This is a genomic window from Delftia sp. RIT313 (assembly GCF_000632165.1).
GTDB classification, from domain to species: domain Bacteria; phylum Pseudomonadota; class Gammaproteobacteria; order Burkholderiales; family Burkholderiaceae_C; genus Comamonas; species Comamonas acidovorans.
The window spans coordinates 1-12,050 of the sequence record NZ_JFYT01000111.1; the positions used below are offsets into that span (position 1 = coordinate 1).

The 12,050-nt window shown below is 67.3% G+C and carries 10 protein-coding genes; all 10 read left to right on the forward strand.

Annotated elements, in window-relative coordinates; translation table 11 throughout:
- The coding region (locus tag BW39_RS28570) for an Hpt domain-containing protein (protein WP_200871555.1) at positions 1-716 on the forward strand (716 nt) is incomplete at its 5' end.
- A complete protein-coding gene (locus tag BW39_RS28575) occupies positions 709-1,635 on the forward strand; it encodes a GGDEF domain-containing response regulator (RefSeq protein ID WP_043825654.1) in 927 nt (308 codons plus the stop codon). The genes BW39_RS28570 and BW39_RS28575, both read left to right, overlap by 8 nt.
- An 83-nt stretch (positions 1,636-1,718) precedes the next feature.
- On the forward strand, positions 1,719-2,534 hold the full coding sequence (locus tag BW39_RS28580; RefSeq protein ID WP_013804087.1) for a cytochrome C assembly family protein: 816 nt from the start codon (positions 1,719-1,721) through the stop codon (positions 2,532-2,534).
- Positions 2,531-2,791: a PP0621 family protein gene (locus BW39_RS28585; RefSeq protein WP_043825658.1), complete on the forward strand. Its 261-nt coding sequence runs from the start codon at positions 2,531-2,533 to the stop codon at positions 2,789-2,791. Before BW39_RS28580 ends, BW39_RS28585 begins: the two co-directional genes overlap by 4 nt.
- Before the next feature lie 2 nt (positions 2,792-2,793).
- Complete coding sequence (locus BW39_RS28590; protein ID WP_012203434.1) at positions 2,794-4,557, forward strand: sensor histidine kinase; 1,764 nt, start codon at positions 2,794-2,796, stop codon at positions 4,555-4,557.
- Positions 4,557-6,104, forward strand: a complete 1,548-nt coding sequence (locus tag BW39_RS28595; RefSeq protein ID WP_043825660.1) for a sigma-54-dependent transcriptional regulator — start codon at positions 4,557-4,559, stop codon at positions 6,102-6,104. The genes BW39_RS28590 and BW39_RS28595 overlap by 1 nt, the downstream gene beginning before the upstream one ends.
- Positions 6,091-6,726, forward strand: coding sequence for a 1,6-anhydro-N-acetylmuramyl-L-alanine amidase AmpD (gene ampD / locus BW39_RS28600; protein WP_013804091.1), 636 nt, complete (start codon positions 6,091-6,093; stop codon positions 6,724-6,726). The genes BW39_RS28595 and ampD overlap by 14 nt, the downstream gene beginning before the upstream one ends.
- A 529-nt stretch (positions 6,727-7,255) precedes the next feature.
- A complete protein-coding gene (locus BW39_RS28605; protein ID WP_013804092.1) occupies positions 7,256-10,177 on the forward strand; it encodes a ribonucleoside-diphosphate reductase subunit alpha in 2,922 nt (973 codons plus the stop codon).
- A 206-nt stretch (positions 10,178-10,383) separates the two neighbouring features.
- Complete coding sequence (locus tag BW39_RS28610; protein WP_012203430.1) at positions 10,384-11,475, forward strand: ribonucleotide-diphosphate reductase subunit beta; 1,092 nt, start codon at positions 10,384-10,386, stop codon at positions 11,473-11,475.
- 177 nt (positions 11,476-11,652) lie between these two features.
- Positions 11,653-12,050 (forward strand): hypothetical protein (locus BW39_RS28615; RefSeq protein ID WP_043825664.1); only part of this gene is annotated, 398 nt, incomplete at its 3' end.

Here is a 12,050-nt window from a genome sequence, read left to right on the forward strand (position 1 = left end):
CGCCCTCCCGGCCCACGCCGCCAACCCCTGCCCCGGCCTGGGATCCTGTGCAGTTGCGGCAACGCCTTGCCAGCCAATCGCCGCGCATGCTGCATGCGATCGAAGGCTTTGCCCAGGACTTTGCCGATGCGCCGCAACAGCTGCGCCGCGCCGCGCGCAGCGGCAACTGGGCAACCGTGGCGTCGTTGGCGCATACCTTCAAGGGCAGCCTGGGCTACCTGGGCGCGAATCTGCTGGAGCAATGGTCGGCCATGGCCGAGACCGGCGCGCATGCCTGCATGTCAGGCGACGGCAATGGCGGGAATGCCCGGCCCAGCGGTGATCTGCCATCCCTGGTCCAGGCGCTGGCCGATGGACTGCAGGGCCTGCTGGCGGAAATCGCCGTGCGGTCCAGGCAGGCGGCCTTGCCACCCCTGGCCACGGTGTCCAGCGCTGCGCCCCCGCAGCAGCAGCGGCAGCGGCAGCCGATGACCGCAGAAGAAGTCTCATCCACGCTGGCTCGGCTGCGGCTGCAGATTGCCGACAGCGACTATGCCGCCGTGGCCGAACTGGAACGGCTGCGGCCTCTGGTCAGCGGGCGCCATGCATCCGTGCTGCAGCGCATCCAGCGCTGCGCCGAGTCCCTGGAAACCGAGGCGGCGCTGCAGGCGCTCGATCAGCTGGCGCGGAGCATGGCCGCGAACCGGATGGCCCTACAGGGAGCTGCAGATGCTTGACGCCCTGACCAGGTCGGAGCTGCCCACGGTCCTCATCGTGGACGACGAGCGGCTGAACCGCAGCATGCTGGCCGAGCTGCTGAGCCCCCACTACCGAGTGCTGCTGGCCAAGGATGGCCCTGGCGCCCTGGTGGTCGCCCACCGCGAAGCTCACCGCCTGCAGCTGATCCTTCTGGACCTGGCCATGCCCGGCATGAACGGCTACGAGGTGCTGGGTGCGCTGCGCGCGCAGGAGCGCACCGCCCATATCGCCGTCATCTTCATCACCGGACAGAGCAATGCCGAGGCCGAGGAATACGGCCTGCGCCTGGGCGCGGCCGACTATGTCTCCAAGCCCATACGCCCCGCCGTGGTCGAGGTGCGCGTGCGCAACCAGATCCGGCTGGCCCTGCAGCGCCAGGCCCTGGAGCGCCTGGCCATGGTGGACGGGCTGACCGGCCTGGCCAACCGGCGCCACTTCGACGACGTGCTGGAGCGCGCCTACCGCCGCAGCCTGCGCACGGGCGAGCCCGTGGGCCTGGCTCTCATTGATATAGACCACTTCAAGCAATACAACGACTGCTATGGCCATGTGCAGGGGGACGAGGCGCTCAAGGCCGTGGCTGCCACGCTGCAGCGCCATGCGCGCCGGCCCTACGACCTGGCCGCGCGCTTTGGCGGCGAGGAATTCGCGCTCATCCTCCCCGGCGAAAGCGACGCCCCGGCCATGGCCGAGCATTTCCGCCAGGAAGTGCTGCGCCTGTCCATCGCCCACGCCGCCTCTCCCACGGCGCCGCAGCTCACCGTCAGCTGCGGCGTACTCACCGTGCGGCAGCCGTCTGCCGCGCCTTTGGAAACCTGGCTGCAGAAGGCGGACGGCCTGCTCTACCAGGCCAAGGCCCAGGGGCGCAATCGCATCGAGGCAGCCGTGGAGCCCTGAAAATGCGCGCCGAACCACGGCATGGCACCCGGATTCTGAGCCTGCACAACCGGCGGCGGGAAAGCCACAGCTATCATTGAAAGATGCTCTCCGTCCCCCTGATTTCCGCCAACGTATCGCCCCTGGGCTGGATGCTGGCGCTTGCCGCAGCCGTGGCCTATGCCGTGCCAGCCGCCGGCGCCCGACGCATCAGCCAGGCCGGCGCCCGCGTTGCCCTGCGCCTGGCCTGGGTGCTCCACGCCCTGGCCCTGGCCTGGGGCCTGCTCGGGGAGCAGCCTCACTTCGGCTTTGCACCGGCCCTGTCCATGACGGCCTGGCTGGTGCTCACCGTCTATGGCGTCGAGCAGCAGCTGTTCCCCAAGATGCGCGCGCAGCTGGCGCTGTCCGCGCTGGGCACGGCCGCCGTGCTCATGGCCGCGCTGTTTCCGGGAACGCCCCTGCATGTCAACGCCTCGCCCTGGCTGCCGCTGCACCTGGCACTGGGCATTGCCTCCTACGGACTGTTCGCGGCCGCCGTGGTCCACGCCTCGCTGATGACACGCGCCGAGCAGCACATGCGGCTGGGCGGCGGTGGCCATGACAGCGGCCTTCCGCTTCTCACGCTGGAGCGCCTGACCTTCCGCTTCGTGTCCGCAGGCTTTGTGCTGCTCACGGCCACGCTGGCCGCAGGCTGGCTGTTCGGCGAACAGCTCTATGGCAAGGCCTGGGTCTGGAACCACAAGTCTGTGTTCTCGCTGCTGTCGTGGCTGACCTTTGCCGTGCTGCTGATCGGCCGTGCGCGCTTTGGCTGGCGTGGCCGCAGCGCCGTGCGCATGCTCTATGCAGGCGCCCTGCTGCTGCTGCTGGCCTATGCGGGATCGCGCTTCGTCATGGAAGTGCTGCTGGAGCGCACCACATGAAGTACCTGCTGGTCCTGATCGTCATCATCGTGGCTGTCGGCATCTGGCGCAGCCAGCGCCGTGCCGAGGCCCGCGAGCGGCGCCAGGCCGCTGCGCCGCGCAACCCGGCCAACCCGGCCAATGCGCCGCTGGCGGCTCCACAGGACATGGTCGAGTGCGCGCACTGCGGCCTGCACCTGCCGCGCAGCGAGGCCATCGAGGCGGCCGGCCGCAGCTACTGCAGCGCAGAGCACCGCACCCTGGCGCAACGGCGCTGAGCATGCAGGACGCGGCCCCCCCCCAGCCACCCACCATCGACGAGGCCGCGGCGCAGTCGCCGCACGACGCCAACGCCCCCTTTGTCCGGCTATGGCAGGGCTTCCTGACCGGCCGCGTGCTCATCGCCACTGCGCTTTTGCTGCTGCAGCTGGCGCTGCTCAGCGTGCAGCCCGGCGGCAATTCCCTGGTCTGGCTGGTTTGCCTGGGCTACCTGGGGCTGACGCTGCTGCTGCGGCTGACGGCACGCGCCCAGCCGCCCTCGCCCCGCGCCGGCGTGCACTGGCTGCCCGTGATCGGCGTGGACATCGCGGTCATCTGCCTGCTGCAGATGCTGCAGACCGGGCCGCTGAACTACTCGGCCCTGCTGGCCATTCCCATCCTGATCTCGGCCGTGCTGGGCAATCTGACGCTGGCCCTGGCCACCACGGCCAGCGTCACGCTGCTGACCCTGGGCTGGGTGGCATGGCAGGACGTGGCTGGCCGCATAGAAAGCACCCAGGCCTACTACCAGGCCAGCTTTGCCTGCGCAGGCTATTTCGCGGTGGCCTATCTGACGCACGAACTGGCACGCCGCGTGCGGCGCGAGCGCCACCTGGCCCAGCACAGCAGCCGCAAGGCCCAGACGCAGGAACAGGTCAATGCCCTGGTGATCCGCCACCTGGGCGAAGGCGTGCTGGTGGTCGATCCCCAGTTCCGCGTGCAGCAGGCCAACCCGGCCGCGCTGCACCTGCTGGGGCTAGCCGACGCGCATGCCCTGCCCTTCGCCCTCAAGGAGCATTCCGGCTGGCAGCGGCTGCAGGACGCCGTGGCCCAGAGCTTTGCCCAGAACCTGCCCATCTCGGCCGCCATCCATCTGCAGTCCATCGGCCAGGAAGGCATGACGGGCCTGCACCTGCGCACCTGGCTGACCGAGGTCGCCACCCCTTCCGACGCCGCCGACGCGGCCGAGCCCGCGCTGCTGCAGCAGCTGTGCGTGGTCTTTCTGCACGACCTGCGCGAAATGGAGGCGCGGCTGCGCACGGAAAAGCTGGCGTCCATGGGCCGCATGTCGGCCGCCGTGGCCCACGAGATCCGCAATCCGCTGGCCGCCATCACCCAGGCCAATGCCCTGCTGGCCGAGGATCTGGCGCAGGACCCGGCCCAGCAGCAGCTGTGCCGCATCGTGGGCCAGAATGCCGAGCGCCTGGCACGCATCGTCGAGGACGTACTCAACATCGCCCGGGCCCAGCAGCACATTGGCGAGGCGCATGCCGGTCTGCTGGCCCTGGACCAGCACGTGGCCCAGGTTTGCCAGGAATGGCAGGCCCAGGGCCAGCCCGCGCACAGCATCCAGCTCCTGCTCGACGCCAGGGACAAGACCGTGGTGTTCGATGGCGAGCATCTGCGCCGCATCCTGGTGAACCTGCTGGACAACGCCCGGCGCTACCGCAGCAACGCCCACGAGCCACACACGCTGCAGGTGCTGACCGGCGCGCCGGCCGGCGGCCAGATCTGGCTACAGGTCTGGAGCGACGGCGCCGCGCTGGAGCCCACGGTGCAACGCCATCTGTTCGAGCCCTTCTTCTCTTCGGAAAGCCGCTCCAGCGGCCTGGGCCTGTATATCTGCCGCGAGCTGTGCCAGCGCTACGATGCCAGCATCAGCTACCAGCGGCTGTCGCGGCCCACGCCGCACGGCCCTGTCGAGGGCAATGCCTTCAGCATCGTGTTCCGTGCCGGCCCGGCCTCGGCCCTGCCGGCCTCCCTGTTTGATCAGATTGTGGTGTGATGCCTTTGAACTCCCTGCCCGCTGCCGCATCGATCCTTGTCGTGGACGACGAGCCGGATCTGCGCACCCTCTATGAACTGACCCTTCTGCGCGAAGGCTACCGCGTGGAAACCGCCGCCAGCGTGGGCGAGGCGCGCGAGCAGCTGCAGACCCAGCGCTTCGACGTGGTCATCACCGACATGCGCCTGCCCGACGGCATGGGCATGGAGCTGCTGCAGGACCTGCGCAGCCAGCAGCGGCGCGAGCGCTGCGTGGTCATGACGGCCTACGGCTCCGCCGAGAACGCCGTCGAGGCCCTGCGCTCAGGCGCCTTCGACTACCTGACCAAGCCCGTGGACCTCAAGCAGTTCCGCCTGGTCGTGGCCTCGGCCGCCCAGGGCGTGGGCGGTGTGCCGGCCCCGGGCGTGATGCCGGCGCGCAGCCCTTCGGCCGCTCCCGCCGCCGGCCCGGTGCTCAACGGCAGCGGCGCACTGGACGCCATGGTGGGCGAGTCACCCGCCATGCAGGCCGTCAAGCAGCGCATTGCCAAGGTGGCGCGCGGCATGGCGCCGGTGCTGGTGCATGGCGAGTCGGGGACGGGCAAGGAGCTGGTGGCCCGCGCGCTGCATGCCTGCAGCCAGCGCGCCCATGGCCCCATGGTGGCCGTGAACTGCGGCGCCATTCCCGAAAACCTGCTGGAGGCCGAGTTCTTCGGCGCGCGCAAGGGCTCCTATACCGGCGCCACCCAGGACCGCGACGGCTACTTCCAGGCGGCGCGCGGCGGCACCTTGTTTCTGGATGAGATCGGCGACCTGCCCCTGGCCATGCAGGCCAAGCTGCTGCGCGCCATCCAGGAGCGCCGCGTGCGCGCCCTGGGCTCCGCACAGGAGGAAGCGGCCGATGTGCGCATCGTCAGCGCCACCCACCGCGACCTGGCTGCCGATGTGCAGCAGGGGCGCTTCCGGCAGGACCTGTACTACCGCCTCAATGTCATCGAGGTGCTGCTGCCCCCGCTGCGCGAGCGCCGCGAAGACCTGCCCGCCCTGTGCCGCGCCCTGCTGGCACGGCTGTCGCAGGAATCCGGCCTGCCCATGCCCGAGATCGACGAGCGCTCTGTGCAGCAGATCGCCCGCCTGCCCCTGCCCGGCAATGTGCGTGAACTGGAGAACCTGCTGCACCGCGCCATCACGCTGGGCGAGGACGGACCGCTGCGCATAGATCCCGAGATGCAGCTGCCCTGCGGCACGCCGCCCGCACCGCCCGCCCCGCCTGCATCCGCCTCGCCCTCTCCTTCGCTCTCGCCTTCACGCCCCCTGCCGCAAGGCGGCCCGCTATCGCCAGAGCCAGCCGATGCCGACCTGCCCCGTGACCTGCAGGCCTGGCTGGACGAGCGCGAGCGCGGCATCCTGGTGCAGGCGCTGCAGGAAAACGGCTTCAACCGCACGGCCACCGCCGCGCGCCTGGGCCTGAGCCTGCGCCAGATCCGCTACCGCATCGACCGGCTGAACATCGCCCTGCCCGGCGATGCCAGCGCGGAGACGGACGGAGGCGGCCATGGCGAGTCCTGATCCACAGGCGCAAGCCACCCAGGCCCCGGCCTGGACCTGGCAAGGCGGCTGGCTGCAGCAGGCCCGCCACCTGCCCTCGCCCAACTTTGGCGAGCGCCCGGCCCAGGCGCTGGTCGATCTGGTCGTCGTGCACTCCATCAGCCTGCCCCCCGGTGAGTACGGCACGGGTGCGGTCCAGCAACTGTTCACCAACCAGCTCGACTGGGACGCCCATCCTTACTACCAGGGGATACGCGGCCTGGAGGTGTCGGCGCATTTCTTCATCACGCGCCAGGGCGAGGTCTGGCAGTTTGTGGACTGCGATGCGCGCGCCTGGCATGCAGGCGCTTCCTGCTGGCGGGGCCGCGACCGCTGCAACGACGACTCCATCGGCATAGAGCTCGAAGGCCTGGAGGGCCTGCGGTTCGAGCCGGCCCAGTACGCGGCGCTCGATGCCCTGTGCAACGCCATCGCGGCCCGCTACCCCGTGGCCCATCTCGCAGGCCATGAGCACATCGCGCCGGGCCGCAAATGCGATCCGGGCGCAGGCTTCGACTGGCACCGGCTGCGCGGGCTGCTGGCCCACCACCCAGCCACGGCGAACTGGCAGCTGCCGCCGGGCGCGGGCCAGCCCTCCACGTAAGCGCACACCCTCATCGCAGGCACCGCCAGATCTTGCGCAAAACCCCGCTTGTCCACAGGCAGAGGACAAAGGGTCTGTCAATCCAGAAAGCAACCGATGTGGCGCGCCAGGCGCACGCAGCGGCTGCCTGATCATTTTTTACAAATTCACGCATGTGTCGCAGCCCCACTGTCCATGGGGCTTTCAGCGGTCCGACCGGCGCAGGGCCAAGGCTGCAGCGGCTTGCGGCGGACCATCGCCCGCAAGCCACGGCGCAGCGGGCCTTTGCTGCTATTGGCTTGTAGGTTGCGCACCCGTTTGGCGCAGCGCAAACAGCGGTTTTCCGGCCGTGAGTACCCCGTGTACATGAGACGGCGATACACTACAGGTAGTGCCCAGAAGCACGCTGGACACCATATCTAGTGTTCACAAGCTGTGCACACCCTGTGAAAACGGTGTGTACATCCGACCCCGATTCCATCTCTCAGCAAGCCTGCCCCAAGTGCAGGTCCGCGTCCGTTCTATCCACAAACACCCGTTGAGGAAACTCATGCAAGAAGCACTGAATTCTTTGGCTCCCGCTGCGCACGGTGATGCTGCCAATCCTTCCTCCGCCCATCACCTGTCCGTGCAGGACGGCTACCAGATCATCCGCCGCAGCGGCGATGTGGTGCCCTTCACGCCGCAAAAGATCGCCGTCGCGCTGACCAAGGCCTTCCTGGCCGTGCGCGGTGCCCAGGGCGCGGCCTCCGCCAGCGTGCGCGAGACCGTGGACGAGCTGACCCAGGCCGTGGTTCGCGCACTGCTGCGCTCGCGTCCGGGCGGCGGCACCTTCCATATTGAAGATGTGCAGGACCAGGTCGAACTGGGCCTGATGCGCGGCGGCCACCACGACGTGGCACGCGCCTACGTGCTGTACCGCGACCGCCGCAACCAGGAACGTGCCGAGCAGAAGAAGGCCGCCGAGGCCGCAGCGGTTGCCGCCGCCGCACCGGCGCCCGTGCTGCATGTGACCGACAACGGCCAGCGCGTGCCGCTGGACCAGGCCCGCCTGCTGGCGCTGATCGAGGCGTCCTGCCGCAACCTCAACGCCGATATCCAGGCCGCCCCCATCGTCGCCGAGACGCTGCGCAACCTGTACGACGGCGTGCCGATCGAAGAAGTCTTCAAGGCCTCCATCCTGGCCGCCCGCACGCTGATCGAGAAAGACCCCGACTACACCTACGTCACCGCCCGCCTGCTGCTGCACACGATCGTGCGCGAGGTCATGGGCCGTGACGTGCACCCGGCCGACATCCAGGCGGCCTACGCAGAGTACTTCCCCGGCTTCATCCGCAAGGGCGTGGACAACGAGCTGCTCAACCCCGAGCTGCTGAACTACGACCTGCCCCGCCTGGCTGCCGCCATCAAGGCCGAGCGCGACGAGCAGTTCGACTACCTGGGCCTGCAGACCCTGTACGACCGCTACTTCCTGCACGTGCGCAAGACGCGCATCGAGCTGCCCCAGTCCTTCTTCATGCGCGTGGCCATGGGCCTGGCGCTGCAGGAAGAGGACCGCAATGCACGCGCCATCGAGTTCTACGAGCTGCTGTCGTCCTTCGACTTCATGAGCAGCACGCCCACGCTGTTCAACAGCGGCACGCTGCGCTCGCAGCTGTCTTCCTGCTACCTGACCACGGTGCCCGACGATCTGGACGGCATCTATGAGTCCATCAAGGAAAACGCCCTGCTGTCCAAGTTCGCCGGCGGCCTGGGCAACGACTGGACGCGCGTGCGCGCCCTGGGTTCGCGCATCAAGGGCACGAACGGCGAGTCGCAGGGCGTGGTGCCCTTCCTCAAGGTGGTCAACGACACGGCCGTGGCCGTGAACCAGGGCGGCAAGCGCAAGGGCGCCGTCTGCACATACCTGGAGACCTGGCACCTGGACATCGAGGAATTCCTCGAACTGCGCAAGAACACCGGCGACGACCGCCGCCGCACGCACGACATGAACACGGCGAACTGGATTCCCGACCTGTTCATGAAGCGCGTCATGGAAAAGGGCCACTGGACCCTGTTCTCGCCCTCCGATGTCGGCGACCTGCACGACCTCTTCGGCGCCGCCTTCGAGCACGCCTACAAGGCCTACGAAACCAAGGCCGACAACGGCGAACTCAAGCTGTTCAAGCGCATCCCGGCCATGGACCTGTGGCGCAAGATGCTGTCCATGCTGTTCGAGACCGGCCACCCCTGGGTCACCTTCAAGGACCCCTGCAACGTGCGCTCGCCCCAGCAGCACGCCGGCGTGGTGCACTCGTCCAACCTGTGCACCGAGATCACGCTGAACACCAGCGACACCGAGACCGCCGTCTGCAACCTGGGCTCGGTCAACCTGGCGCGCCACATCGTCGATGGCGCCATCGACCACGGCAAGCTGCGCAAGACCATCACCACGGCCATGCGCATGCTGGACAACGTGATCGACATCAACTACTACGCCGTGCAGAAGGCCAAGGACTCCAACCTGCGCCACCGCCCGGTGGGCCTGGGCCTGATGGGCTTCCAGGATGCGCTCTATGAAATGCGCATCGCCTACGCCAGCGACGCGGCCGTGGAGTTCGCCGACCAGTCGATGGAAGCCATCTGCTACTACGCCTACTGGGCGTCCACCGAGCTGGCCAAGGAACGCGGCCAGTACTCCAGCTACAAGGGCTCGCTGTGGGACCAGGGCATCCTGCCGCTGGACACGCTGAACCTGCTGGAGAAGGCACGCGGCGGCTATGTGGAAGTGGACCGCTCCTCGCGCCTGGACTGGGATGCCCTGCGCGCCAAGATCGGCCAGCACGGCATGCGCAACTCCAACTGCGTGGCCATCGCGCCCACGGCGACCATCTCCAACATCGTCGGCGTCGATGCCTCCATCGAGCCCTCGTTCGGCAACCTGTCGGTCAAGTCCAACCTGTCCGGCGAGTTCACCGTCATCAACCAGTACCTGGTGCGTGACCTGAAGCGCCTGGGCCTGTGGGACGACGTGATGGTCATGGACCTCAAGCACTTCGACGGCTCGCTGCGCCCCATCGACCGCGTGCCCCAGGACGTCAAGAGCCTGTACGCCACCGCCTTCGAGGTCGAGCCCACCTGGCTGGTCGAGGCCGCTGCGCGCCGCCAGAAGTGGATCGACCAGGCCCAGAGCCTGAACATCTACATGGCCGGTGCATCGGGCAAGAAGCTGGACGACACCTACAAGCTGGCCTGGCTGCGCGGTCTGAAGACCACCTACTACCTGCGCACCACCAGCGCCACCAACATCGAGAAGTCCACGGTGCAAAGCCGCGTGCTCAACGCCGTGCCCTCGGCCGCCGCCGCACAGCCTGCCGCCGTGAACACCTCCAGCGCCCTGGAAGCCGCGGCAGCCGCCGCACGCGCCCAGGCACCGGCGACGGACATCAAGTTCTGCGCCATCGACGATCCCGGCTGCGAAGCCTGCCAGTAAGCCGCGCAGCGCGGGGCCTCGCCACGGCGCAGGCCCCGCGCCCTGCCCGCCAGCCAGCGCCATGCGCAGGATCTTCGCCATGGACCTTGGGCCTGCTCAACACGCCAGGCCACCCATGGTCCTACATTGACCGGAGCAGAAAGAGAGGACTCTTTCGCACCGAATGAACTGAACATATGCCCCAGGGCATGCCGGAGAAAATTGCAATGCTGACCTTTGACGACGACGCCACCCTCTCGAACACGCCCAGCGGCGCGGAGGCCGCGCCGAGCACCACACACAAGCGCGTGAATGCCGCCGACAAGCGCATCATCAATGCCAAGACCGACGTCAATCAGCTGGTGCCGTTCAAGTACAAGTGGGCCTGGGAAAAGTACCTGGCCACCTGCGCCAACCACTGGATGCCGCAGGAAGTGAACATGAACCGCGACATCGCCCTGTGGAAGGACCCCAACGGCCTGACCGAGGACGAGCGCCGCATCATCAAGCGCAACCTGGGCTTCTTCGTGACGGCCGATTCGCTGGCCGCCAACAACATCGTGCTGGGCACCTACCGCCACATCACGGCGCCCGAGTGCCGCCAGTTCCTGCTGCGCCAGGCCTTCGAGGAAGCCATCCACACCCACGCCTACCAGTACATCGTGGAGTCGCTGGGCCTGGATGAGGGCGAGATCTTCAACGCCTATCTCGAAGTCCCCTCCATCCGCGACAAGGACGAATTCCTGATCCCCTTCATCGAAGCGATCATGGACCCCGCCTTCAAGACCGGCACCTTCGAAACCGACCAGACCCTGCTCAAGTCGCTGATCGTTTTCGCCTGCCTGATGGAGGGCCTGTTCTTCTACGTGGGCTTCACGCAGATCCTTGCGCTGGGCCGCCAGAACAAGATGACCGGCGCCGCCGAGCAGTACCAATACATCCTGCGCGACGAGTCCATGCACTGCAACTTCGGCATCGACCTGATCAACCAGCTCAAGCTCGAAAATCCACAGCTGTGGACACCCGAATTCAAGGAAGAAATCACGGCGCTTTTCGTCAAGGCCGTCGAGCTGGAATACCGCTACGCAGAGGACACCATGCCGCGCGGCGTGCTCGGAATGAACGCATCGATGTTCAAGGGCTACCTGCGCTACATCGCCAACCGCCGCGCCACGCAGATCGGCCTTGAGGCCCTGTTCCCCAACGAGGAAAACCCGTTCCCCTGGATGAGCGAGATGATCGATTTGAAGAAGGAACGTAACTTCTTTGAGACACGCGTCATCGAGTATCAAACCGGCGGCGCACTTTCCTGGGATTAATCGCTTCTCTGCAGGCACAATGCGAACCATGACGCGCTTCACGCTTTTGCAATACCGATGGTGTTGCGGCGTGGGGCGTCTCCGTGTTCATTGCGATGCGTCACTCCACATCGCTTTGGATCGCTTCGGAGCCCCGTACCCCGAAGTGTTTTGTGCAAATCAACGAAGGAGAAGATGATGGCAACTGCGAAGAAGACGGCCTCCACCAAGGCCCCCACCGACAAGAAGACCACTGCCAAAAAGGCGGCTGCTCCCAAGGCTGAAACCGTGAAGAAAACCACGGCCACTGCCAAGGCAGCACCCGTCAAGAAGGCTGCTGCACCTGCTGTGAAGAAGGCTGCAGCTCCTGCTGCCAAGAAGGCCGCTGCACCTGCTGCAAAGAAGGCTGCCGCTCCTGCCAAGAAGGCCGCTGCACCTGCTGCAAAGAAGGCTGCCGCTCCTGCCAAGAAGGCTGCTGCACCTGCTGCGAAGAAGGCTGCCGCTCCTGCCAAGAAGGCTGCTGCTCCTGCCGCGAAGAAGGCTGCCGCTCCCGCCAAGAAGGCTGCTGCTCCTGCTGCAACGGCTGCCGCCGCTGC